Raw genomic sequence first — 23,064 nt, 5'->3', positions numbered from 1 at the left:
AGGGTGAATGAACATGAATAAAAAACAGATTGTTCCGTGGGTTGTCCCCATTTTATTACTTGCTGCCTGGCAGCTTACAAGCCAATTGGGACTATTATCTTCACGCGTGCTGCCAAACCCTGTCGATGTATTCAAGTCAGCGGTTGAACTAACCCGATCTGGTCAGCTTTTTGAATACATCGGCGCAAGTAGTAAACGAGCTATCATCGGTTTTTTAATCGGCGGGGGAATCGGATTTGCGTTAGGTCTGTTGAACGGCCTGTCGAGAATTTCAGAAAGTTTGTTGGATAGTTCTTTACAGATGATTCGGAATATTCCGCATCTTGCGTTAATTCCCATTGTGATTTTATGGTTCGGAATTGAAGAAGAGGCAAAGCTTTTCCTAGTAGCATTAGGTACTTTTTTTCCGATATACTTAAACACCTTTCACGGAATACGTTCTATAGACAGATCTCTTATTGAAATGGGCAATGTTTACGGTCTTAAGGGATTTTCGTTATTCTGGAACATTATTTTGCCCGGCGCTCTTCCTTCTATTTTAGTTGGGGTTCGTTACGCAATAGGAATTACCTGGGTCACCCTTATTGTCGCTGAAACGATTGCATCAAATTCAGGTATAGGGTATATGGCCATGAACGCTAGAGAATTTATGAGACTGGATATCGTCGTATTAAGTATTATTCTTTATGCACTTCTCGGAAAACTATCTGACCTTTTAGCGAAAATAGCTGAGAAGAGATTCTTACAATGGAATCCGTCTTATCGAAAATAGGGAGGAGGGTCATCAATGACTGAAAAAAAAGAACGTGAAACAACTATAATAGAAATTACTAACCTACAAAAATCATTTGGCAATCATAAAGTACTTCGAAACATTAATCTTAAGGTTCAAAAAGGAGAATTTATTGCGATTGTAGGAAAAAGCGGATGTGGGAAAAGTACGTTATTACGCTTACTTGCTGGATTAGAGACGGCTAGTGATGGAGAAATCTATACTGATGGTGAACGTTTAGAGGGTAGAAATCAATTAGCAAAAATCATGTTTCAGGATGGCAGACTCCTTCCTTGGAAAAGAGTGGTCCAAAACGTCGGTTTGGGATTAAAAACAGACTGGCGGCAGCGGGCTGAAAAGGTATTGGAACAAGTCGGATTAGCTGACCGCGGAAATGATTGGCCATCCGTATTATCAGGGGGACAACGCCAGAGAGTCGCACTTGCAAGAGCATTAGTTCATGAACCAAATATACTTTTATTAGATGAACCACTTGGGGCTCTCGATGCATTGACACGGATCGAAATGCATCAGCTCATTGAAGATTTATGGATGGATAAAAAGTTTACGGCCGTGTTGGTGACGCATGATGTAGAAGAAGCGGTAGCTCTCGCGAATAGAGTCATCTTAATTGAAGATGGGGAAATTGTGATGAACCAGCCTATTAAACTACCTTTTCCAAGGCAGAGAGAACATCCATTATTTGCACCAACTGTGAGCCATATATTGAACCGAATTTTGAAAAAAGACAAAATGTCTACTAGTGATTTAAGACTTACGAAAATTGAGTAATGGGTTTCATTCGACTTAAAACACAGTATTCAAATAGGAATTCTCGTCTTTATTGGTAAAACTGAGAGGTGATAACAAAATGGCAGTAGTTGATAAAGAAAAAATTGATAATATTTTAGTCATGCTTAAAAACTTAGAGTACGGTTCTTTGGTCATAACCATCCATGCGGGTTACATTACACAAATTGATTGTACAGAAAAAAATAGATTTGCAACGCAAAAATCCGTAAATAAATAAAAGTGATTTTCAAGGAATCAAACACAAAACATCGAAGGATTTTCAGGAGGAGAAAAAACATGTCAGAAGGAGTGAAGAGGTCTTTAAAACAAAATGAATACCTAAACTTACCTGATTTACAATTTTTCAATTGGTGTAATCAACAATACAGAATAAACAGGGGCGTATATAACACCATCGATCAATGGTTTTATGCTTATGGCTTCAAGGAAATTCTGCCACGTCGACTCTATCTTTTATCATTTTTAAGATTTGTTTTGGATAAAAAACAACAGTCTGACCAACAAAAATTTATTCGGTTTGGAAACGGGGGACTGACCAAACAGATTTCAGAGTTTTTAACGATAATAGATAAAGAAAGTGAAAAGCCTAGTTTATTTTTATATGAAACATATAAAAGCTTGTGAATATACAGAGATTCCACTTAAGAAAGGGAGTTTAAATGATGAGTAAAATTACAATTATTTCTGGTAGTCCTTCTGAACAAACAAGATTAAATGGGGTGTTGGCTGAAGTTGTGAGGCATTTAGAAGGGGTGGATATCTTTCCAGAAATCATCCATGTACGAAATCTACCTGCCCAGGATTTAATTCAAGCGAAATTTAATAGTGAAGAAATTGTTAGAGCCAATAAAAAGGTTGAGGATTCATCAATAATTGTCATTCTGACACCTGTTTATAAAGCTTCATTTACTGGAGTTTTAAAAACCTATCTGGATCTCTTACCGCAAAATGGTCTTGAAGGTAAGACCGTTTTACCTATTGCAATAGGAGGAACCTTTGGACATCTATTAATGGTTGATTATGCATTGAAGCCGGTACTAGCTGCTCTGGGAGCAACTCATATTTTAAAAGGTGCCTTTATTTTGGATAATCAAATAAAAAAAATAGAAAATAATCAATATGAAATTGATGAAGAAGCTAAAAATCGATTAGAAACTTCTTTGAATTTCTTAAAAAATTCTTTATCTCCAGAAAAGAATGTGACCAGATCTATAGTTTAGCAAGGGTAAATGAAAAAAAGTACTTAAGTAGATGATGTAGATCAAGAATTATTAAAAAGTCATCAAAATGGTACAACAAAAAAGCAGCTCAATAGCTGCTTTTTTGTTGTACCATCATTTTTTATAGCTTTCCGAATTTGATTGGAATTGTTGTTTGTCCTCGACAAATATCTACATTAACCTGCTATAATAAAAGCTATAAAAGCGGGGGGTGAGAATGATGGAAAAAATACTCAAGTTGATATTGGACAAACTTGATTCTTTGGACCGAAAAGTAAACACGATTGACCAAAGAATCACTGGCATGGATCAAAAGATCACGGACATGGATCAAAGAATCACTGGCATAGGCCAAAAAATAACTGACATGGATCAAAGATTAACGACGGAACAAAAAAGACAAGGGGATTTATTAGAACAATTAATTAATTCAGTAGCAGGCACGAATGTAAAGCTTTCCGAAACAAACGAAAGAATGAATGCAATGGAAGCGAAAGTAGACATTGTTATAGATGATGTGAAAGTTATCAAAAATTCCATGGCCACAAAACTAGACCTTGAATATTATGACCAGATGATTTCTGAACACTCCAGGGAAATTCACAAGTTAAAAAATAGGTAAACTCTCCAAAATGAATCCTCCATAATAACTTTTTTCAATAAATGAACACCTCGATCCTACTTAGACTTTGGGGTATGTCCCCAGTATGCTAATGCTTTAACGTGCCGGGGGATGACCCGGATTCTCCATAATATATAAGACACTCACAAATGCGTTTAATCAACGTTTGTGGGTGTTTTTTTATTACAAATTCATTTTTCCGAACATGCTCAAAAAATGTAGTTTTTAATAAAAAAATCTTTCTAAATATTCAAGAAATGAAGTATAATAAAAAACAATAAAGAAGTTCCTGCAACATTTATTAAAAATGAAGTATTGACTGCACAGTATGGAGGGCTTATGAAAAGTTTTGAAACGATTATTAAAGAAAAGTATAATACCTTATCACCTGGGCAAAAGAAAGTTGCCAAACATTTGATAGAGAAACTGGATGAATCCGCTTTTAGCACAGCGATGATGATTGGACGAAAGGTAGAAGTTAGTGAAACCACCGTCATTCGTCTTTCCTACGCATTGGGATTTAATGGTTTCAGTGAAATGCAGAATTACATTCAACAGCAGATCGTAAACAAAAGTTTGCATCCATTTAGTTCAGATCCGCAAGTGGAAAGGAAAGAGGAAGAGCACACGTCTCTCTTTACAGAGATCCTGGAAAAGGAAATTCTTTCCCAACGGCAAACCAATCACCAACTGAATGAAACAGAATTATGGAAGGTCGTTAATGAATTAATCAATGCCGATCGAATCTTCATTTTAGGAATGGGTGCTTCATATGCGCCGGCACACTGGTTTTCATTTCAGCTCCATTCTCTTCGGGATCAAGTCACACTCTGCCCATCAACTGGAGAAATCTACGAAGGGTTGGGAGATTTAAGTGAGCGTTCTGTTTTATTTATTATCTCGTTTCCGCGTTATTCAAAGGAGACTCTGCATATTGCAGAGTGTGCCAAAAATCAGGGGATTCCATTAATTTGCGTGACCGATCGCTTATTGTCTCCCATTGGTCGAATCGCTGACCTTACATTAACCACGGAGGAAGATTCAGAGTCGGCCGCCCATTCCATCACACCAGCCATCCTATTGTTGGATTTTATCATTGCCGGAATGAAGGTGAAAGATTCTCATCAGATTCAAGCAAGACAGGAGAAATTAGAAAAGCTTTACACGAATTACCATGTTTTTATTGAATGAGCACCTTTGAGGAGAGGAGAAATTTCATGAGCCAGCTTATTCATTATATAGATGAACAGGAGCAAACCATTTTAAAGACTTATGCTGACCTGCACCAATTGGCTGAACCCAGCTGGCAGGAACAAAAGACGTCCCATTATATTCAGGAAGAGTTAGCAAAAGGGGGGATATCCTTTAAGACCTTCCCTGGTCATTATGGGATTATTGCCGATATACCAGGTGAAGGTGACGAAATCGTTGCTTTACGCGCGGATTTGGATGCCTTATTACAAGAAGTGAAAGGAAAGGTCCAACCCAATCATTCCTGTGGGCATGATGCCCACAGCACGATGGTACTACATACTGCCTTGGCTTTTGCAGCTTGTAAACCAGATCGTTCAAAGCCGGTTCGTTTCATTTTCCAACCAGCAGAAGAAAAAGGCGAAGGTGCCCTACAAATGATCCGAGATGGAGCATTGGAAGGTGTCCATTACCTATTTGGTGTCCATCTTCGACCCTGGATGGAAGTTCCCCTGGGGAAAGCCGCTCCTGCCATTGTTCATAGTTCCTGTGCCACCATATACGGTGTTATTAAGGGAAAACAAGCCCATGCATCGCGGCCCCAGGATGGTAACAATTCGATCGAAGCGGCATCTTTCGTAATCCAGGCCTTGCAAAACATTCGACTAAGAAGCCCTGATTCTTTTTCGATAAAAATGACGGGCTTACACGCTGGAGGAAATTCCTCCAATGTCATTCCTGAAACGGCAAATTTTATCTTAGATTTACGGGCAGCAACTAATGAAGCGATGGAAGAGCTGCAGTCCAGAGCATTCGATTTGCTAGAGAAAGTAGGTGCTCTTACTGGGACAAGAATAAACGCCACCGTTGAAGAATTTGTTCCAGCCGCAAGATTAAACAATGATGCGATTAAGATGGCAAAGGAGGCTGCGGCCACTGTCATGGGAGAAGAAAATGTGGTGGACAATTGTATTTCACAAGGGGGTGAAGATTTTCATTTCTATACCCTTCAAAATCCGGAAATAAAGGCGACCATGATTGGACTTGGCTGTGACTTGCGTCCTGGTCTTCATCACCCGGAGATGGAATTTAATCAGGAAGCACTCCTCTATGGAACGAAAATATTATCAAGTCTAGTATATAAGGCTGCTTTAAATAATCATAAAAATAAATGGTAATGGGGGATTATGATGAAAAAGTTTATGGTTGGTTTGGGTATAGCGTGTCTAGTCCTGATCATGGCTGCGTGCGGTGGGAGCAAGGATGCTAGCGGTTCAGTAAAAGGAGATACACTTAAGTCGATTAAGGATCAGGGAGAAATGAAGATTGCTCTTGAAGGAGCGTACCCTCCATATAACTACATTAATAAAAGCAATGCGTTAGAAGGATTTGACGTGGATATTGCTCAAGAAGTGGCAAGAAGACTTGGTGTGGAAGCGATTTTAGTTTCAAACCCATGGGATAGTATGATCCCTGCATTAACGGGGAAAAAGTTTGATATTATCATTTCAGATATGGCGATTACCGAGGAAAGAAAGAAGAAAGTATCGTTTAGCGACCCTTATTTTACCACTGGTAATCAGTTGTTTGTTCCAAAAGATTCTTCGATAAAAGACCCAAAAGGCATGAAAGGGAAAAAGATTGGGGTAACGATCTCAACTACAGCAGCAGAAGAGGTAACCAAGCTTGGGGCCGATGTGAAACTGTATAAGAATGATTTTCTTGCTTTTGAAGATTTAGTAAATGGCCGTCTTGATGGTGTTTCAACAGACCAAGGCGTCGGTGCCAAAATTATCCTCGATCAAAATTATAGTTTAGTAGCAATTGATGGACTATTAAATACTGAATTAGCGGGCATGACGATCCGTAAAGAAGATAATGATTTCCGTAAAGAAATCAATAAGGTGATCGCCGAAATGCAAAAAGACGGTAAATATGAAGAAATCAGTAAAAAATGGTTTGGAAAAGACATCCGATAAGGAGCGAAAGATATGTTAGATTTTTCTCTTGTAACTGAATACATTCCATTTTTACTCAAGGCATCGATCATAACCCTTGAAATCTCGATTCTTTCCTTAATACTTGGGTTAGTGATGGGAATTATCATTGTAATCCTGAAAATTTCAAAGTTTAAGATTTTGTCATTGTTCGCCGACTTTTATATTTGGGTCCTGAGGGGGACCCCGTTGTTGGTGCAACTATTTCTTGTTTACTTCGGCCTTCCGCAACTCGGGATTGAACTAGATCCCTTTACCGCGTCAGTGCTGGCGTTAGGAATAAATGCCGGTGCCTATATTGCTGAAATTCTTAGAGGAGGGATCTTGTCCATCCCAAAAGGGCAGATGGAAGCAGCTCAGTCACTTGGACTGGGTTATCCCACAATTATGAGAAGAATTATTCTCCCGCAGGCGCTAAGAGTAAGCATCCCTGCGATTGGAAATGAATCTATCACACTATTAAAAGATTCATCGCTTGCGTCGCTTGTTACCGTATCAGAATTGATGATGACTTCACAAAGATTTGCGTCAACGAATTATGCATTTATTGAATTCTATATTACAGCAGCCGTTCTTTACTTAGTGATGACCACGATATTCTCGTTTTTCTTAAGAAAAGTAGAATTTAAGTTGTCGATCAGCGAACGATAGTGAAAGGAGGACCTAATGTGTCAAATCATGTGAAAGATCATCTTCATCCTATTATTGAAATTGAAAAAGTCCATAAAAGTTTCCATCAGCTGGAAGTCTTAAAAGGGATTAATTTACAGGTGTATCCTGGCGAGGTTGTTGCTCTGATTGGGTCAAGCGGTTCGGGTAAAAGTACGCTCCTCCGCTGTCTGAACGGGCTTGAGACCCTATCTTCTGGTCGAATTACGATTGATGGAATGGAATTAAACTATTCGCCGCGAAGTATTCAACAAATTAGACGAGAAGTGGGCATGGTATTTCAACAATTTAACCTATTCCCGCACCTTACCGTCTTACAAAATATTATAGAGGCACCTATTCAGGCGTTAAAGAAGTCTAAAGCAGAAGCCGTCGAACAGGCTTTAGTCCTCCTCGAAAGAGTCGGTCTTAAAGATAAAAAGGATGTATACCCAAGGAAGCTTTCCGGAGGTCAGCAGCAGCGGGTCGCGATTGCACGGGCGATGGCGATGAATACGAAAATTATGCTCTTTGATGAACCGACTTCTGCGTTAGACCCAGAACTAGTTAGTGAGGTACTTAATGTTATGAAGGGGTTAGCTGAAGAAGGAATGACGATGCTGATCGTGACTCACGAGATGAAATTTGCTAGAGAAGTAGCTGATCGAGTGATTTATATGTGTGACGGTGTCATCGAGGAACAAGGACCGCCACTTCAACTATTCAGCAATCCAAATAGTGATCGTTTAAAAAGTTTTCTTAAAAGTGTCATCTAATCAAGTGCAGGAGGTGCGTTATTCAAGATGGATTTATTAGAACCGATTACGATACGTATGTTACATACGGCAGAGGAATTGACAGCCGTGAGAGATTTAGAAAGTCTTATTTGGGCGGATGAAGATCCAGTCCCGGTGAATCATAGCATTGCCGTTGTAAAAAGTGGCGGGCTGGTGATTGGCGCTTTTTCTGGCGCACGATTAATTGGATTTCAATATAGCTTTCCTGGATTTGATGGGACAACCATCTATCTTTGCTCACACAGTATGGGCATTCACCCAGATTTTCAAAAAATGGGCATCGGTGAAAAATTAAAATTAAGGCAGCGAGAAGAAGCTCGAAATAAGGGCTACCGATTAATTGTGTGGACATATGATCCATTAGAAACGGTTAATGGATATCTTAATTTAAGCAAATTAGGTGGAGTTTGTACGCAGTATATTGAAAATTGTTACGGTGAAATGCCTGACGTTCTGAATGCAGGTTTACCATCTGATCGTTTTTTAGTGGAATGGGACATTGCTGGGGAAACGTCGAAGCCAACGGAAGATTCTGCTAAAGGCGAAGAAGTGCCCCTTTTGATTCAAGTGGAAGTGGATGCTCAGGGCTTCCCGGTTCCAAAAGCTGTTTTACTTGATCACCAATGGAATGTGAATGTTCTGTATGTACCTGTTCCGAATCAATTCCAAACCATTAAAGCGAATGATTTAGAAACTGCATTGGATTGGCGAATGAAAACGCGCGAGGTTTTTAGCTATTATTTAAGCAACGGATGGACGGTAACGGCATTACGAAAGAGTAATCTTCCTTACCTCCATCACTATGTATTAACTAAGTAACGTACTTAAACGAAGTGGGGGATAGATAGAATGGAAATACAACGAATCGTTTTACGACATATGAAAATGGATCTTTTACACCCTTTTACAACAGCGGTTGGAACGGAATATGATAAAGATTTTATTTTAGTGGAAGTCCTAACGAAGGATGGCATTTCGGGATGGGCGGAATCCGTTGCTGCGATCGATGCCACATATAAGGAAGAGACCGTCAAAACCAATTGGCATATGATGGAGGATTTTTTGATTCCCCTTCTTCTGAAAGAGCCAATTTCACATCCGGATGAGGTTTCCGAACGGTTCCATCATATTAGAGGAAATTACATGGCGAAGGCTGCTCTGGAAGGGGCAATCTGGGATGCATATGCTAAACAGCAGGGAGTAAGTCTTGCTTCCGCTCTTGGAGGAAAGTTAGAAAAGATTGAAGTTGGTGTCAGTATTGGGATTCAGGATACGGTCGAAGAACTATTGAGTTTAATAGAAGCTAGTCTGCAAGAGGGATATAAGCGCATCAAGGTAAAAATTCAACCAGGCTGGGATGTAAATATTTTAGCAGAGATACGTAAACGGTACCCAGATATTCCATTGATGGCTGACGCAAACACCGCTTATACACTAGATGATCTCGATACTCTTAAGGCAATGGACCAATTTAACTTAACCATGATTGAGCAGCCATTAGGCTTTGATGATATCATCGACCACGCGCAGCTGCAAGCGCAAATAGAGACTCCGATTTGTCTGGATGAAAGTATCCATAGTGTCGAAGATGTAAGAAAGGCGATTCAACTGGGAAGTTGTAAAATAATAAACATAAAGATCGGCCGTGTCGGAGGCCTAACTGAGTCCAAACGGATCCATGATTTATGCGAGGCAAATGGAATTCCCGTCTGGTGTGGAGGAATGCTAGAGTCTGGAGTGGGCAGGGCACATAATATTGCGATCACAAGCTTGTCTAATTTCACACTTCCAGGTGATACAGCGGCCTCAGCCCATTACTGGAAGGAAGATATTATCGATCCCGAGGTAATCGTTGAAGATGGGATGATTACCATTCCTAAACTTCCGGGTATCGGGTATGAACCTAATCGCGACAGGATTGAAAAGTACACCCTGTATAGCCGTATTTTCCGTTCATAGCTTTGGTTTAAAAAATGAAAAATAACAAAAATGCCAGTTCCCCTCATTTGGTAACCAAGCTAGGGGAACTGGCATTTACTTTTTAATACACTTTATCACCGTTAAAGATGGAGTTCTTAACAACAACATAGTCAACCGTCCGGATGTCTTTTAACTTGTTGCCTCCGGCATAGGAAATAGCGGACTGAAGATCTTGTTCCATTTCGATCAATGTATCGATTAAACGGCCTTTGTGTTCGACGTACATTTTTTTACCTTCAACATTTTTACGTTCGCCTTTTTGGAATTCTGAAGCGGAACCGAAGTATTCTTTCACACACTTTCCGTCCTTCTCAATCGTTTCCCCAGGAGATTCTTCATGACCAGCAAATAAAGAACCAATCATGACCATGGAGGCTCCAAATCGAACAGATTTCGCGATATCACCGTGTGTACGAATGCCGCCGTCAGCGATTATTGGTTTGCTTGCCGCTTTAGCACACCATCTTAGAGCAGCTAATTGCCAGCCGCCTGTTCCAAAACCAGTCTTTATTTTCGTGATACAAACCTTACCAGGTCCAATTCCAACTTTCGTCGCATCTGCACCGGCATGCTCTAATTCTCTAACAGCTTCAGGAGTTCCGACATTTCCGGCAATGACAAAGCTAGTAGGTAAATGTTTCTTAATATGCTTAATCATTTTAATCACGGAGTTGGAATGGCCATGGGCGATATCAATGGTAATAAATTCAGGGGTTAGCTTTTCATCGGCCAGCTGGTTGATGAAATCGTATTCTCCCTCTTTTACACCGACACTAATGGAGGCGATCAGTCCACGTCCTTGCATGTCTTTGATGAAGGAAATCCGCTTTTCAGGCTGGAAACGGTGCATAATATAGAAGTAACCATTTTCCGCAAAGAAAATAGCAAGCTTTTCATCTATAATCGTCTGCATATTTGCAGGTACAACTGGCAATTTAAATGTATGTCCACCAAATGTGACACTCGTATCACACTCAGATCGACTGTTAACGATAGATTTAGCAGGAATCAGTTGAATATCTTCATAATCAAATACATTATCCATTTATTACACTCCCAAACACGAATATTCTAGTAAAATTAAATCCTATTGTTCGTACATATGTTAATTTACAGTATATTTGTTATTTTGTCAAAACAAATAAGAATTATGTGGAAAAAAATAAAGTGCCATGTCGGCCACTACTTTATTGCTCTAAAGTAATGGGGGACAGGCACTAAATGGACCGTTCCTACAAAAAAGATATCGCTAAGATGATCACCAACGGTACTAAGACAATAAGATAACCAATCGGGTTGCCAAAATTGAGTGTCCAGCCAACACCAAATCGTTTTTCAACAAAGATCGAAGGATCCTTTCGGTTGAAATAAAGGAGGCCGCCTTTCCAATGGGCATCTTCGTCGAAATCGGTTATTCCCAGTTCAGATTCATCATTGGTAAGTTTATCTGATCGTCCTACTTTTACAGCAAAGGCAATGGTTCCCGCTAAGGCAATGACAAGGAAAAGGATCGGCGTTGCTGCCATGGTAATTCCGGCAAATAAATCAGGATGAATCGTTTTTAATTGAAAGAAACTAAACATAACCGTCAGTAAGAAACTAATGATAAACATAAACCAGCTTGAATTTTTCCGTAAAGTGAGTTGACGCATGCGCGAAGCGCTGGTATTAGTGGCGCTTAATTTAATGCCGGATTTCTTCGTCCCAATTTGAATGCCTAAAAACATGAACTGCATAATTAAAAATGTTAGCGGCATTAAGATTGCGGACATAGGCGTTTTTTCTGTAAAGGCATCAGCTTCACCGTTTATTCCCCAGTGAGTTGGAATCTGCTTCGGCAGCAAGTCGTATTGGAGAATAGTGTATCCGATGACCCCGACTGTAATTACGATTGGCAGTAAATATACATACCAAGGAAGCATTTCATCCTGGGAACGAACGGATAAATCAGTGATTTTTACTTGTTTTAGACCCTCACCCCAGTTGTTGTTCCTTTTTAATTGAAGCGTTTTTCCATGATAGAAAAAATAGAGGGTAAGACTGTAAAGGATGATGCCAAATTGGATGACCGTCCCGACAAGCACAGTTTGTTGTTCAGAAGGGTTATTAATTAGTGCCCAAAGAAGATAGCCAGCTAAAACCAATAATGAAAGAAGGGAAAGTAGTAATGCATATCCCTTTTTATAAGAGGTAAGCTTTTCGTTCTTTAGGTATTTTTCTGGGACGGTGACCCCAAATATAACGGTCCGTTTTACTAAAAACGGAACGGCGGTTTGGATTCCTACTAAAATAATCGCAATGATAAGAAATATGGCCAAAGTCATAGATTTTCTCCTCCTTGTTAGATGAGATTTTTATTGTTCATTCTTAAATCTTCAATTATAGAAGTGACAAGTTCCTGAATTTGCGCATGGGACATTCCGACCACAAGAGATTCTGCGATAAGAGGTTTAAATGCCTCTTTCAATTTATCTCTTGAGGATGCGTTTAAATCTTGTGGAGACGAGATCACTGCTCCAGATTTAGGAGCAATGCGGATAATTCCTTTTTTCTCTAATTGGTGATAGCTTTTATTAACAGTATGCATATTGACGCCAAGGTCAGCTGCAAATGCCCTCACAGACGGCAGGGAGTCACCTGGCTGTATGGATCCTCTAGCGATTCCTTCAATTATTTGATTGGTGATTTGTTGGTAAATGGGAATATCGGAATCAGGTTCAATTCGAATAATCATGTTCTTTCCCTCCAATCTGTTCTATATATATTATAACACATCTGTTCTATTATATCTATAACAATGTGCATTGTCGTCTGAAAAGGAGCTCTGGCTCCCTGTCACCATACGCTTAATAGTGAGATATCCTGGATTTAGCTAGTACTTATTAATAGAATAATGGCGAAAGATATAAAAATGCACAGGGCTCAATTATGCTCTGTGCTTCTTTAACATTCTTTCCTGTTAAACTATTAAAAAAAGTCCACCAGGCGAACAATAACAGTCACTGTTCGCAAAAGGAATCTGCAAAGGAGTTATTACAAAATCTCGGACTATAACCATCATTGACTTTTGCTTGATGAAGATGGATTTTCATTTTGACCTTGATCACTTATATCGGAATCTTGAATCACCGTAATAATCAGGGAATGACTAGGTGAAAAATCGCCCATTGAAAAATTAGCACCAAATAATTTTAAGTTTGCAGTATGGCTATTGTGTAAGGTTCTTCCTATATTAATGCTTGCATTTTGTGCCATCCCGTTTACGTGCAGATTGAAAATATTAATTTGATTAGACATAAGAGCCTCCAATTAAATGTAGGTTAAGAGTGTTATATAAAGTATGTTAAAAAAGCATTAAAGAAATGGACAAACATGGAATTTAAAATATAAAGTGTTTATCTTATCTCTTCAAATCAATTCTATTGGGCGTATATACAGGACTTATCTATGGAAAATAATTTTCACTAAAGTTATTAGAGTATGATACTTTTAAAAACTTCTTTTATATTTAAACTTTTTTGCGAAAAGAAGTTGACTTACCTGCCGGTTATTTGTTATATTATTATTCGTCGCTGAGGCGGTTAAGTCAATTTTAAAAAGAAGTTGACTTCTGCGAGTCGAAGTGTTAAGATTGATTCCGCTGTCGCTAATTAAAGTGATATATTGTTCTTTGAAAACTAAACAAATAAAATCGTGCAAACAAACAATATTAATCGTGTTTCTTCTATTAATATAGGAAGAACATGAGCCAACGTAACAAATGAGCTAATCAACTTTCTTGGAGAGTTTGATCCTGGCTCAGGACGAACGCTGGCGGCGTGCCTAATACATGCAAGTCGAGCGAGACTTTTCGGAGTCTAGCGGCGGACGGGTGAGTAACACGTGGGCAACCTGCCTGTAAGACTGGGATAACACCGGGAAACCGGTGCTAATACCGGATAATCCTTTTCCTCTCATGAGGGAAAGCTGAAAGACGGTTTCGGCTGTCACTTACAGATGGGCCCGCGGCGCATTAGCTAGTTGGTGAGGTAACGGCTCACCAAGGCGACGATGCGTAGCCGACCTGAGAGGGTGATCGGCCACACTGGGACTGAGACACGGCCCAGACTCCTACGGGAGGCAGCAGTAGGGAATCTTCCACAATGGACGAAAGTCTGATGGAGCAACGCCGCGTGAGCGATGAAGGCCTTCGGGTCGTAAAGCTCTGTTGTTAGGGAAGAACAAGTACCGGAGTAACTGCCGGTACCTTGACGGTACCTAACCAGAAAGCCACGGCTAACTACGTGCCAGCAGCCGCGGTAATACGTAGGTGGCAAGCGTTGTCCGGAATTATTGGGCGTAAAGCGCGCGCAGGCGGTCCTTTAAGTCTGATGTGAAAGCCCACGGCTCAACCGTGGAGGGTCATTGGAAACTGGGGGACTTGAGTGCAGAAGAGGAAAGCGGAATTCCACGTGTAGCGGTGAAATGCGTAGAGATGTGGAGGAACACCAGTGGCGAAGGCGGCTTTCTGGTCTGTAACTGACGCTGAGGCGCGAAAGCGTGGGGAGCAAACAGGATTAGATACCCTGGTAGTCCACGCCGTAAACGATGAGTGCTAAGTGTTAGAGGGTTTCCGCCCTTTAGTGCTGCAGCTAACGCATTAAGCACTCCGCCTGGGGAGTACGGCCGCAAGGCTGAAACTCAAAGGAATTGACGGGGGCCCGCACAAGCGGTGGAGCATGTGGTTTAATTCGAAGCAACGCGAAGAACCTTACCAGGTCTTGACATCCTCTGACACTCCTAGAGATAGGATTTTCCCCTTCGGGGGACAGAGTGACAGGTGGTGCATGGTTGTCGTCAGCTCGTGTCGTGAGATGTTGGGTTAAGTCCCGCAACGAGCGCAACCCTTGATCTTAGTTGCCAGCATTTAGTTGGGCACTCTAAGGTGACTGCCGGTGACAAACCGGAGGAAGGTGGGGATGACGTCAAATCATCATGCCCCTTATGACCTGGGCTACACACGTGCTACAATGGATGGTACAAAGGGCTGCAAGACCGCGAGGTTTAGCCAATCCCATAAAACCATTCTCAGTTCGGATTGCAGGCTGCAACTCGCCTGCATGAAGCCGGAATCGCTAGTAATCGCGGATCAGCATGCCGCGGTGAATACGTTCCCGGGCCTTGTACACACCGCCCGTCACACCACGAGAGTTTGTAACACCCGAAGTCGGTGGGGTAACCGTAAGGAGCCAGCCGCCTAAGGTGGGACAGATGATTGGGGTGAAGTCGTAACAAGGTAGCCGTATCGGAAGGTGCGGCTGGATCACCTCCTTTCTAAGGATAATAGGAAAAGCGGAGGCGACTGTTCAACTTCGACAGACGTTGGAGAGCCGGCACTGCAAATCCCGGTTTTGGATTTGCGGGGACGGATCGAAACGGCCGAGAAGTTAGGAGCCGAAGCTAGACAAGCTGGACCTGTGAGCCAGACAAAACAGTTTGTACACGATCTTTGTTTGTTTAGTTTTGAGAGTACAATTCTCTCAAACTAATCGTTCTTTGAAAACTAGATAATCGTAATGAAGAAGCAAAGTAAACATCGAGTAATCGCCATTTTAGTTTTCTCTCTTATGAAGTTAAGAGAATAACCTTTTAGGTTAAGTTAGAAAGGGCGCACGGTGAATGCCTTGGCACTAGGAGCCGATGAAGGACGGGACTAACACCGATATGCTTCGGGGAGCTGTAAGTAAGCTTTGATCCGGAGATTTCCGAATGGGGGAACCCACTGTTCGTAATGGAACAGTATCTTTACCTGAATACATAGGGTATGGAAGGCATACCCGGGGAACTGAAACATCTAAGTACCCGGAGGAAGAGAAAGCAAACGCGATTCCCTGAGTAGCGGCGAGCGAAACGGGACATAGCCCAAACCAAGAGGCTTGCCTCTTGGGGTTGTAGGACACTCAACATGGAGTTACAAAGGAACGGGGTAGATGAAGCGACCTGGAAAGGTCCGTCAGAGAAGGTAAAAACCCTGTAGTCGAAACTTCGTTCCCTCCTGAGTGGATCCTGAGTACGGCCGGACACGTGAAATCCGGTCGGAAGCAGGGAGGACCATCTCCCAAGGCTAAATACTCCCTAGTGACCGATAGTGAACCAGTACCGTGAGGGAAAGGTGAAAAGCACCCCGGAAGGGGAGTGAAATAGTTCCTGAAACCGTGTGCCTACAAGTAGTCAGAGCCCGTTCATGGGTGATGGCGTGCCTTTTGTAGAATGAACCGGCGAGTTACGATCCCATGCAAGGTTAAGTTGAAGAGACGGAGCCGCAGCGAAAGCGAGTCTGAATAGGGCGAATTGAGTATGTGGTCGTAGACCCGAAACCAGGTGATCTACCCATGTCCAGGGTGAAGTCTAGGTAACACTGGATGGAGGCCCGAACCCACGCACGTTGAAAAGTGCGGGGATGAGGTGTGGGTAGCGGAGAAATTCCAATCGAACTTGGAGATAGCTGGTTCTCTCCGAAATAGCTTTAGGGCTAGCCTCACGTAGTAAGAGTCTTGGAGGTAGAGCACTGTTTGGACTAGGGGCCCTCATCGGGTTACCGAATTCAGACAAACTCCGAATGCCAAAGACTTATCCGTGGGAGTCAGACTGCGAGTGATAAGATCCGTAGTCAAAAGGGAAACAGCCCAGACCACCAGCTAAGGTCCCAAAGTATACGTTAAGTGGAAAAGGATGTGGAGTTGCTTAGACAACCAGGATGTTGGCTTAGAAGCAGCCACCATTTAAAGAGTGCGTAATAGCTCACTGGTCGAGTGACTCTGCGCCGAAAATGTACCGGGGCTAAACGTATCACCGAAGCTGTGGATTGACACCGTTGGTGTCAGTGGTAGGAGAGCGTTCTAAGGGCGTTGAAGCTAGACCGTAAGGACTGGTGGAGCGCTTAGAAGTGAGAATGCCGGTATGAGTAGCGAAAGATGAGTGAGAATCTCATCCACCGAATGCCTAAGGTTTCCTGAGGAAGGCTCGTCCGCTCAGGGTTAGTCGGGACCTAAGCCGAGGCCGAAAGGCGTAGGCGATGGATAACAGGTTGATATTCCTGTACCACCTCTTTATCGTTTGAGCAATGGGGGGACGCAGGAGGATAGGGTAAGCGCGCTGTTGGATATGCGCGTCTAAGCAGTTAGGCTGAGAGGTAGGCAAATCCGCCTCTCACATAAGGCTGAGCTGTGATAGCGAGGGAAATTTAGTACCGAAGTTCCTGATTCCACACTGCCAAGAAAAGCCTCTAGCGAGATAAAAGGTGCCCGTACCGCAAACCGACACAGGTAGGCGAGGAGAGAATCCTAAGGTGAGCGAGAGAACTCTCGTTAAGGAACTCGGCAAAATGACCCCGTAACTTCGGGAGAAGGGGTGCTTTTTGAGGTGAATAGCCTCGAAGAGCCGCAGTGAATAGGCCCAGGCGACTGTTTAGCAAAAACACAGGTCTCTGCGAAGCCGCAAGGCGAAGTATAGGGGCTGACGCCTGCCCGGTGCTGGAAGGTTAAGAGGAGGGGTTAGCGCAAGCGAAGCTCTGAATCGAAGCCCCAGTAAACGGCGGCCGTAACTATAACGGTCCTAAGGTAGCGAAATTCCTTGTCGGGTAAGTTCCGACCCGCACGAAAGGCGTAACGATCTGGGCACTGTCTCAACGAGAGACTCGGTGAAATTATAGTACCTGTGAAGATGCAGGTTACCCGCGACAGGACGGAAAGACCCCGTGGAGCTTTACTGTAGCCTGATATTGAATTTTGGTACAGCTTGCACAGGATAGGTAGGAGCCTGAGAAGCCGGAGCGCTAGCTTCGGTGGAGGCGTCGGTGGGATACTACCCTGGCTGTATTGAAATTCTAACCCGCATCCCTGATCGGGGTGGGAGACAGTGTCAGGTGGGCAGTTTGACTGGGGCGGTCGCCTCCTAAAAAGTAACGGAGGCGCCCAAAGGTTCCCTCAGAATGGTTGGAAATCATTCGCAGAGTGTAAAGGCACAAGGGAGCTTGACTGCGAGACCTACAAGTCGAGCAGGGACGAAAGTCGGGCTTAGTGATCCGGTGGTTCCGCATGGAAGGGCCATCGCTCAACGGATAAAAGCTACCCCGGGGATAACAGGCTTATCTCCCCCAAGAGTCCACATCGACGGGGAGGTTTGGCACCTCGATGTCGGCTCATCGCATCCTGGGGCTGTAGTCGGTCCCAAGGGTTGGGCTGTTCGCCCATTAAAGCGGTACGCGAGCTGGGTTCAGAACGTCGTGAGACAGTTCGGTCCCTATCCGTCGTGGGCGCAGGAAATTTGAGAGGAGCTGTCCTTAGTACGAGAGGACCGGGATGGACGCACCGCTGGTGTACCAGTTGTTCTGCCAAGAGCATCGCTGGGTAGCTATGTGCGGACGGGATAAGTGCTGAAAGCATCTAAGCATGAAACCCCCCTCAAGATGAGATTTCCCATAGCGCAAGCTAGTAAGAACCCTGAAAGATGATCAGGTTGATAGGTCAGAGGTGGAAGCGTGGTAACATGTGGAGCTGACTGATACTAATCGTTCGAGGACTTATCCTAATTTTAAGGTGAACTCTGAGTTTACAAACTTCTTCAGCATTATCTAGTTTTGAGGGAATGATACCTCACACAAAATAGTCTGGCAGCAATGGCGAGAAGGTCACACCCGTTCCCATACCGAACACGGAAGTTAAGCTTCTCAGCGCCGATGGTAGTTGGGAAACGCGTCCCTGTGAGAGTAGGACGTTGCCAGGCTAACCCTTTTGGGTTATTTTTTTCGTCAATATTTAATATGGCCCCTTGGTCAAGTGGTTAAGACACCTCCCTTTCACGGAGGTAACACGGGTTCGAATCCCGTAGGGGTCACCAAAGTTTTTTCATGCTAGTGAAAATAACTTTCATTATTTTGGAGGATTAGCTCAGCTGGGAGAGCATCTGCCTTACAAGCAGAGGGTCGGCGGTTCGATCCCGTCATCCTCCACCATATTTATCTTTCAAAGATTATGCCGGGGTAGCTCAATTGGTAGAGCACGACCGAATATGCTTCCTGAATGAACTTCAGCATACTGACCGAGCTGCTGCTTGGACAAGCTTTTTGAGGTCAGGATGACGGTAACAATACCAGCGTGTTCAAACTAAATATTTTTTCAAATTTTACGCCGGGGTAGCTCAATTGGTAGAGCAACTGACTTGTAATCAGTAGGTTGGGGGTTCAAGTCCTCTCGCCGGCACCATTTATTTTTTTTGCTTTTTTTGAGCCATTAGCTCAGTTGGTAGAGCATCTGACTTTTAATCAGAGGGTCGAAGGTTCGAGTCCTTCATGGCTCACTAGAGTTTTTTGCGAAAGCAAAATAACTATTAATATTGCGGGTGTGGCGGAATTGGCAGACGCACCAGACTTAGGATCTGGCGCCGCAAGGCGTGGGGGTTCGACTCCCTTCACCCGCATCAAAGTTTTTTGCAAGAGCAATATAACTTACAACCTTTGCGGAAGTAGTTCAGTGGTAGAACACCACCTTGCCAAGGTGGGGGTCGCGGGTTCGAATCCCGTCTTCCGCTCCAACTTACGCCGGTTTGGCGGAACTGGCAGACGCACAGGACTTAAAATCCTGCGGTAGGTGACTACCTTACTGGTTCGATTCCGGTCCTCGGCACCATTTAAATTAAATCATATGCGCCCTTAGCTCAGCTGGATAGAGTGTTTGACTACGAATCAAAAGGTCGGGAGTTCGAATCTCTCAGGGCGCACTTTAACGGGAAGTAGCTCAGCTTGGTAGAGCACTTGGTTTGGGACCAAGGGGTCGCAGGTTCGAATCCTGTCTTCCCGACCATGCTTCTAATAATATATGGGGTCTTAGCTCAGCTGGGAGAGCGCCTGCTTTGCACGCAGGAGGTCAGGGGTTCGATCCCCCTAGACTCCACTTATTCGGAGGAATACCCAAGTTTGGCTGAAGGGATCGGTCTTGAAAACCGACAGGCGGGTCATACCGCGCGGGGGTTCGAATCCCTCTTCCTCCTCCATAACTCGTAATCTATTCTTATTGTCGCGGGGTGGAGCACGTTCGAATATGCTTCTTCGAATGATCTACAGCGCAACGATTGAGCCGCTGCTTGAATATGCTTTCTGAAATCAGGGCGGTCAGTATCAAATCGTGGAGCATGCTCCAAATAGAAAACTCTGGTCCGGTAGTTCAGTTGGTTAGAATGCCTGCCTGTCACGCAGGAGGTCGCGGGTTCGAGTCCCGTCCGGACCGTACTTTTATCCCCAGTAGGTAACTACTGTTGATAAAGATTTTGTGTGGCTCAGTAGCTCAGTTGGTAGAGCAAAGGACTGAAAATCCTTGTGTCGGCGGTTCGATTCCGTCCTGAGCCACCTTTTTATATGGAGGGGTATAGTTTAAAGGTAGAACGAAGGTCTCCAAAACCTTTGGTGTGGGTTCAATTCCTACTACCCCTGCCAAATGATTCTATAATGGCGGTTGTGGCGAAGTGGTTAACGCATCGGATTGTGGTTCCGACATTCGTGGGTTCGATTCCCATCAGCCGCCCCATATATTGTATAAACCATTGGGCTATAGCCAAGCGGTAAGGCATCGCACTTTGACTGCGACATGCGTTGGTTCAAATCCAGCTAGCCCAGCCATACATAAAGGCAGCATAGCCAAGTGGTAAGGCCGAGGTCTGCAAAACCTCTATCCCCGGTTCAAATCCGGGTGTTGCCTCCAATTTAATAAATGCGGGTGTAGTTTAGTGGTAAAACCTCAGCCTTCCAAGCTGATGTTGTGAGTTCGATTCTCATCACCCGCTCCACATAAATATGGGCCTATAGCTCAGCTGGTTAGAGCGCACGCCTGATAAGCGTGAGGTCGATGGTTCGAGTCCATTTAGGCCCATCATATTGTTCCGCAGTAGCTCAGTGGTAGAGCTATCGGCTGTTAACCGATCGGTCGTAGGTTCGAGTCCTACCTGCGGAGCCATAAATGCGCCTTTAGCTCAGCTGGATAGAGCATACGCCTTCTAAGCGTAGGGTCAGAGGTTCGAATCCTCTAAGGCGCGTAAAAAAACAAAGTGAAAAACGCTTATCTAAGCGTTTTTTTTGTGCACATTTTTAGCAACCCCCACAATCATTTATGAAGAAATCCGGGGTATTTTGCTGGAAATGACTCGAACAATTACCTTTTGTAGGTGTTTTTTACCTGCTTTTCCAGCTTATTCTAACGCTGAATAAATTCACTTTTAAGAGGAAAAATAAGGATAACTTTTTTAGGGAGGACTTATTTTGACAGAGAACAAAAATGTGAATGCTTCAAATGAACAGGATGTAAATCGGGAGACGTTGACGACGCGCCAGGGCCATCCCGTGATAGATAACCAAAATATCCGTACTATTGGGAATCGTGGCCCAGCGACACTTGAGAATTACCATTTTATTGAGAAGATTTCCCATTTTGATCGGGAAGAGGTCCCAGAACGTGTGGTCCATGCACGAGGATCGGGAGCATTTGGTTATTTTGAAACCTACGGAAAAGTGGGCGATGAGCCGGTAGAGAAGTATACACGCGCGAAAGTGTTCTCTGGAGCAGGGAAAAAAACTCCGTTAATGGTGCGTTTCTCCACAGTGGCAGGTGGGAAAGATTCGCCGGAAACTGCACGTGATCCACGTGGTTTTGCGGTGAAAATGTATACGGAAGATGGGAACTGGGACCTGGTTGGGAATAATTTAAAAATTTTCTTTATCCGTGATGCGATGAAATTCCCTGATATGATTCACGCATTTAAAGCGGATCCAGCATCGAACGTCCCGAATCCACAGCGGATGTTTGACTTCGTTTCTCGTACACCTGAAGCAACGCATATGATTACATTCCTATTTTCTCCATGGGGGATTCCAGCAACATACCGCCATATGCAGGGCTCTGGTGTAAACACGTATAAATGGGTAAATGAAAAAGGCGAGGCGGTGTTGGTGAAGTATCACTGGGAGCCGAAGCAAGGAATTCGTAACCTAACACAAGAAGAGGCAAACTCGATTCAAGCAAAGAACGTTGGTCATGCGACACAAGATTTATATGAAGCGATTGAACGAGGAGAGTATCCAGAATGGGAGCTTTATGTTCAGATCATGTCTGATGATTACCATCCAGAACTGGATTTTGACCCACTCGATGATACAAAGCTTTGGCCAGAGGATCAGTTCCCATGGTTACCGGTAGGCCGCATGGTCCTTGATCGGAATCCTGTTGATTTTCACGCGGAAATTGAGCAAGCTGCCTTTGGTACAGGGGTGCTGGTGGATGGAATGGATTTCTCTGACGATAAAATGCTTCAAGGGCGTACGTTCTCTTACTCGGATACGCAGCGCTATCGGGTAGGTGCGAACTATCTGAGTCTGCCGGTGAACGCACCGAAAGCACCTGTTCGCACAAATCAGCATCGCGGCCAAATGGATATTCGTAACCCGAAAGAATCGGGAGAAAACCCACATATTAACTATGAGCCATCGATGCTCGGCGGATATACGGAAACAAATAGTGATAACCGTGCACCTCACCAGCCAGTATATAACGCAGCAGCCATGAGTGCGCCGATTGATCGTCCAAACAACTACGGACAAGCGGGCCATACGTATCGAAGCTTGGACGATTGGGAGCGCGATGAATTAATCAAAAACCTGTCTGAAGCACTGGCAATATGCGACAAACGAATTCAAGATGCCATGATCCATCATTTCACCCAAGCCGATGAAGACTATGGCCGCCGTGTGAAGGAAGGGATGGAGAAGGTAATGAAAGATATCCAAGAAATGAAGACGGAAAATCAAGTTCCAGGCCGTGAAGCGGGTAAATCGAAATTTAGTCAGGGAACCATTGCTGCCAACGAAGCAACAAAAGAGGCTGTACAGAAAGGGCATGAAGCGGGACCTTATTAATAATGATATTTCTGGTACTAATGATAAAAACCGCCGTCAAATCGACGGCGGTTTCTTCTATTTAATATAACGAACGGAATATTGATT

Annotated in this window: 18 protein-coding genes, 21 tRNA genes and 3 rRNA genes; 38 read left to right on the top strand and 4 right to left on the bottom strand. The window is 43.5% G+C overall.

All coding sequences use genetic code 11. The features are described from left to right. Positions 1-13 precede the first annotated feature (13 nt). The 13 genes from ssuC (at position 14) to menC (ending at position 10,019) form a co-directional block, all read left to right on the top strand. Positions 14-772, top strand: coding sequence for an aliphatic sulfonate ABC transporter permease SsuC (gene ssuC / locus AC4QJR_RS17220; protein WP_496523654.1), 759 nt, complete (start codon positions 14-16; stop codon positions 770-772). Positions 773-787: 15 nt separating this feature from the next. Beyond that, the gene (locus AC4QJR_RS17215; protein WP_496523653.1) at positions 788-1,564 is read left to right on the top strand and encodes an ATP-binding cassette domain-containing protein; all 777 of its coding nucleotides are present in this window, start codon (positions 788-790) and stop codon (positions 1,562-1,564) included. Between the two features lie 79 nt (positions 1,565-1,643). Continuing rightward, entirely contained in the window at positions 1,644-1,802 is a 159-nt protein-coding gene (locus AC4QJR_RS17210; protein WP_496523652.1) for a YezD family protein, read from the top strand. Positions 1,803-1,861: 59 nt separating this feature from the next. Next, positions 1,862-2,209, top strand: a complete 348-nt coding sequence (locus tag AC4QJR_RS17205) for a hypothetical protein (protein WP_496523651.1) — start codon at positions 1,862-1,864, stop codon at positions 2,207-2,209. A gap of 35 nt (positions 2,210-2,244) precedes the next feature. Next, positions 2,245-2,805 carry an NADPH-dependent FMN reductase gene (ssuE, locus tag AC4QJR_RS17200; RefSeq protein WP_496523650.1) on the top strand — a complete coding sequence of 187 codons (561 nt, stop codon included), beginning with the start codon at positions 2,245-2,247 and terminating at the stop codon, positions 2,803-2,805. A 217-nt stretch (positions 2,806-3,022) separates the two neighbouring features. After that, the gene (locus AC4QJR_RS17195) at positions 3,023-3,427 is read left to right on the top strand and encodes a hypothetical protein (protein WP_496523649.1); all 405 of its coding nucleotides are present in this window, start codon (positions 3,023-3,025) and stop codon (positions 3,425-3,427) included. Between the two features lie 339 nt (positions 3,428-3,766). Next, entirely contained in the window at positions 3,767-4,618 is an 852-nt protein-coding gene (locus AC4QJR_RS17190) for a MurR/RpiR family transcriptional regulator (protein WP_496523648.1), read from the top strand. Between the two features lie 26 nt (positions 4,619-4,644). Next, positions 4,645-5,796: an amidohydrolase gene (locus AC4QJR_RS17185; RefSeq protein ID WP_496523647.1), complete on the top strand. Its 1,152-nt coding sequence runs from the start codon at positions 4,645-4,647 to the stop codon at positions 5,794-5,796. 9 nt (positions 5,797-5,805) lie between these two features. Further along, positions 5,806-6,597 carry a transporter substrate-binding domain-containing protein gene (locus AC4QJR_RS17180; protein WP_496523646.1) on the top strand — a complete coding sequence of 264 codons (792 nt, stop codon included), beginning with the start codon at positions 5,806-5,808 and terminating at the stop codon, positions 6,595-6,597. 12 nt (positions 6,598-6,609) lie between these two features. Beyond that, the gene (locus AC4QJR_RS17175) at positions 6,610-7,266 is read left to right on the top strand and encodes an amino acid ABC transporter permease (protein WP_496523645.1); all 657 of its coding nucleotides are present in this window, start codon (positions 6,610-6,612) and stop codon (positions 7,264-7,266) included. Between the two features lie 50 nt (positions 7,267-7,316). Next, positions 7,317-8,039, top strand: a complete 723-nt coding sequence (locus tag AC4QJR_RS17170; protein ID WP_496526703.1) for an amino acid ABC transporter ATP-binding protein — start codon at positions 7,317-7,319, stop codon at positions 8,037-8,039. 27 nt (positions 8,040-8,066) lie between these two features. Next, positions 8,067-8,879, top strand: a complete 813-nt coding sequence (locus AC4QJR_RS17165) for a GNAT family N-acetyltransferase (protein WP_496523644.1) — start codon at positions 8,067-8,069, stop codon at positions 8,877-8,879. Positions 8,880-8,909: 30 nt separating this feature from the next. Then, entirely contained in the window at positions 8,910-10,019 is a 1,110-nt protein-coding gene (gene menC, locus AC4QJR_RS17160; RefSeq protein ID WP_496523643.1) for an o-succinylbenzoate synthase, read from the top strand. An 82-nt stretch (positions 10,020-10,101) separates the two neighbouring features. On the opposite strand, the gene guaC is transcribed toward menC, so the two are convergent. The 4 genes from guaC to AC4QJR_RS17140 all read right to left on the bottom strand — a co-directional run bounded on the left by guaC (position 10,102) and on the right by AC4QJR_RS17140 (position 13,337). Continuing rightward, the gene (gene guaC, locus AC4QJR_RS17155; protein ID WP_375376371.1) at positions 10,102-11,085 is read right to left on the bottom strand and encodes a GMP reductase; all 984 of its coding nucleotides are present in this window, start codon (positions 11,083-11,085) and stop codon (positions 10,102-10,104) included. Between the two features lie 187 nt (positions 11,086-11,272). Continuing rightward, positions 11,273-12,364, bottom strand: a complete 1,092-nt coding sequence (locus AC4QJR_RS17150) for a DUF1648 domain-containing protein (RefSeq protein WP_496523642.1) — start codon at positions 12,362-12,364, stop codon at positions 11,273-11,275. A gap of 17 nt (positions 12,365-12,381) precedes the next feature. Beyond that, positions 12,382-12,774, bottom strand: a complete 393-nt coding sequence (locus tag AC4QJR_RS17145) for a GntR family transcriptional regulator (protein ID WP_496523641.1) — start codon at positions 12,772-12,774, stop codon at positions 12,382-12,384. A 323-nt stretch (positions 12,775-13,097) separates the two neighbouring features. After that, positions 13,098-13,337, bottom strand: coding sequence for a spore germination protein (locus AC4QJR_RS17140; RefSeq protein WP_098573310.1), 240 nt, complete (start codon positions 13,335-13,337; stop codon positions 13,098-13,100). Positions 13,338-13,815: 478 nt separating this feature from the next. Here AC4QJR_RS17140 and AC4QJR_RS17135 point away from each other — a divergent pair. The 25 genes from AC4QJR_RS17135 (at position 13,816) to AC4QJR_RS17015 (ending at position 22,977) form a co-directional block, all read left to right on the top strand. After that, positions 13,816-15,353, top strand: a 16S ribosomal RNA gene (locus AC4QJR_RS17135). A 318-nt stretch (positions 15,354-15,671) separates the two neighbouring features. Beyond that, positions 15,672-18,608, top strand: a 23S ribosomal RNA gene (locus AC4QJR_RS17130). 78 nt (positions 18,609-18,686) lie between these two features. Then, a 5S ribosomal RNA gene (gene rrf, locus AC4QJR_RS17125) occupies positions 18,687-18,803 on the top strand. The 16S, 23S and 5S rRNA genes sit together here with 21 tRNA genes alongside, the layout of an rRNA operon. Positions 18,804-18,842: 39 nt before the next feature. Then, positions 18,843-18,917: transfer RNA gene (locus tag AC4QJR_RS17120), tRNA-Glu, on the top strand. Positions 18,918-18,956: 39 nt separating this feature from the next. Then, positions 18,957-19,032 (top strand) — tRNA-Val (locus tag AC4QJR_RS17115). 174 nt (positions 19,033-19,206) lie between these two features. Then, positions 19,207-19,282 (top strand) — tRNA-Thr (locus tag AC4QJR_RS17110). Between the two features lie 21 nt (positions 19,283-19,303). Further along, a tRNA-Lys gene (locus tag AC4QJR_RS17105) sits at positions 19,304-19,376 on the top strand. Between the two features lie 38 nt (positions 19,377-19,414). Next, a tRNA-Leu gene (locus AC4QJR_RS17100) sits at positions 19,415-19,496 on the top strand. A 39-nt stretch (positions 19,497-19,535) separates the two neighbouring features. Beyond that, positions 19,536-19,610 (top strand) — tRNA-Gly (locus AC4QJR_RS17095). 6 nt (positions 19,611-19,616) lie between these two features. Beyond that, positions 19,617-19,705: transfer RNA gene (locus tag AC4QJR_RS17090), tRNA-Leu, on the top strand. Between the two features lie 17 nt (positions 19,706-19,722). After that, a tRNA-Arg gene (locus AC4QJR_RS17085) sits at positions 19,723-19,796 on the top strand. 6 nt (positions 19,797-19,802) lie between these two features. Beyond that, positions 19,803-19,879, top strand: a tRNA-Pro gene (locus AC4QJR_RS17080). A gap of 17 nt (positions 19,880-19,896) precedes the next feature. Beyond that, a tRNA-Ala gene (locus tag AC4QJR_RS17075) sits at positions 19,897-19,969 on the top strand. A 7-nt stretch (positions 19,970-19,976) separates the two neighbouring features. After that, positions 19,977-20,069, top strand: a tRNA-Ser gene (locus tag AC4QJR_RS17070). A 159-nt stretch (positions 20,070-20,228) separates the two neighbouring features. Further along, positions 20,229-20,302: transfer RNA gene (locus tag AC4QJR_RS17065), tRNA-Asp, on the top strand. Between the two features lie 46 nt (positions 20,303-20,348). Continuing rightward, positions 20,349-20,421, top strand: a tRNA-Phe gene (locus AC4QJR_RS17060). A gap of 13 nt (positions 20,422-20,434) precedes the next feature. After that, a tRNA-Trp gene (locus tag AC4QJR_RS17055) sits at positions 20,435-20,508 on the top strand. Between the two features lie 15 nt (positions 20,509-20,523). Beyond that, positions 20,524-20,599 (top strand) — tRNA-His (locus tag AC4QJR_RS17050). A gap of 17 nt (positions 20,600-20,616) precedes the next feature. Beyond that, positions 20,617-20,691, top strand: a tRNA-Gln gene (locus AC4QJR_RS17045). Positions 20,692-20,699: 8 nt separating this feature from the next. After that, positions 20,700-20,773, top strand: a tRNA-Cys gene (locus AC4QJR_RS17040). 11 nt (positions 20,774-20,784) lie between these two features. Continuing rightward, a tRNA-Gly gene (locus AC4QJR_RS17035) sits at positions 20,785-20,858 on the top strand. A 9-nt stretch (positions 20,859-20,867) separates the two neighbouring features. Further along, positions 20,868-20,941 (top strand) — tRNA-Ile (locus AC4QJR_RS17030). Between the two features lie 9 nt (positions 20,942-20,950). Further along, positions 20,951-21,025 (top strand) — tRNA-Asn (locus AC4QJR_RS17025). 5 nt (positions 21,026-21,030) lie between these two features. After that, positions 21,031-21,104: transfer RNA gene (locus AC4QJR_RS17020), tRNA-Arg, on the top strand. Positions 21,105-21,327: 223 nt separating this feature from the next. Further along, positions 21,328-22,977, top strand: a complete 1,650-nt coding sequence (locus AC4QJR_RS17015; RefSeq protein ID WP_496523640.1) for a catalase — start codon at positions 21,328-21,330, stop codon at positions 22,975-22,977. Positions 22,978-23,064 lie beyond the last annotated feature (87 nt).

It is taken from the genome of Neobacillus sp. BP17, assembly GCF_059579525.1.
Note: the sequence above shows the minus strand (reverse complement) of the source record. Positions and strands in the feature narration are given on the sequence as shown.

Excerpts from the sequence above, each read along its gene's own strand:
- ssuC (WP_496523654.1), top strand. The coding sequence starts at position 14 with ATGAATAAAAAACAGATTGTTCCGTGGGTTGTCCCCATTTTATTACTT.
- AC4QJR_RS17215 (WP_496523653.1), top strand. The coding sequence starts at position 788 with ATGACTGAAAAAAAAGAACGTGAAACAACTATAATAGAAATTACTAAC.
- AC4QJR_RS17210 (WP_496523652.1), top strand. The coding sequence starts at position 1,644 with ATGGCAGTAGTTGATAAAGAAAAAATTGATAATATTTTAGTCATGCTT.
- AC4QJR_RS17205 (WP_496523651.1), top strand. The coding sequence starts at position 1,862 with ATGTCAGAAGGAGTGAAGAGGTCTTTAAAACAAAATGAATACCTAAAC.
- ssuE (WP_496523650.1), top strand. The coding sequence starts at position 2,245 with ATGATGAGTAAAATTACAATTATTTCTGGTAGTCCTTCTGAACAAACA.
- AC4QJR_RS17195 (WP_496523649.1), top strand. The coding sequence starts at position 3,023 with ATGATGGAAAAAATACTCAAGTTGATATTGGACAAACTTGATTCTTTG.
- AC4QJR_RS17190 (WP_496523648.1), top strand. The coding sequence starts at position 3,767 with ATGAAAAGTTTTGAAACGATTATTAAAGAAAAGTATAATACCTTATCA.
- AC4QJR_RS17185 (WP_496523647.1), top strand. The coding sequence starts at position 4,645 with ATGAGCCAGCTTATTCATTATATAGATGAACAGGAGCAAACCATTTTA.
- AC4QJR_RS17180 (WP_496523646.1), top strand. The coding sequence starts at position 5,806 with ATGATGAAAAAGTTTATGGTTGGTTTGGGTATAGCGTGTCTAGTCCTG.
- AC4QJR_RS17175 (WP_496523645.1), top strand. The coding sequence starts at position 6,610 with ATGTTAGATTTTTCTCTTGTAACTGAATACATTCCATTTTTACTCAAG.
- AC4QJR_RS17165 (WP_496523644.1), top strand. The coding sequence starts at position 8,067 with ATGGATTTATTAGAACCGATTACGATACGTATGTTACATACGGCAGAG.
- menC (WP_496523643.1), top strand. The coding sequence starts at position 8,910 with ATGGAAATACAACGAATCGTTTTACGACATATGAAAATGGATCTTTTA.
- guaC (WP_375376371.1), bottom strand. The coding sequence starts at position 11,085 with ATGGATAATGTATTTGATTATGAAGATATTCAACTGATTCCTGCTAAA.
- AC4QJR_RS17150 (WP_496523642.1), bottom strand. The coding sequence starts at position 12,364 with ATGACTTTGGCCATATTTCTTATCATTGCGATTATTTTAGTAGGAATC.
- AC4QJR_RS17145 (WP_496523641.1), bottom strand. The coding sequence starts at position 12,774 with ATGATTATTCGAATTGAACCTGATTCCGATATTCCCATTTACCAACAA.
- AC4QJR_RS17140 (WP_098573310.1), bottom strand. The coding sequence starts at position 13,337 with ATGTCTAATCAAATTAATATTTTCAATCTGCACGTAAACGGGATGGCA.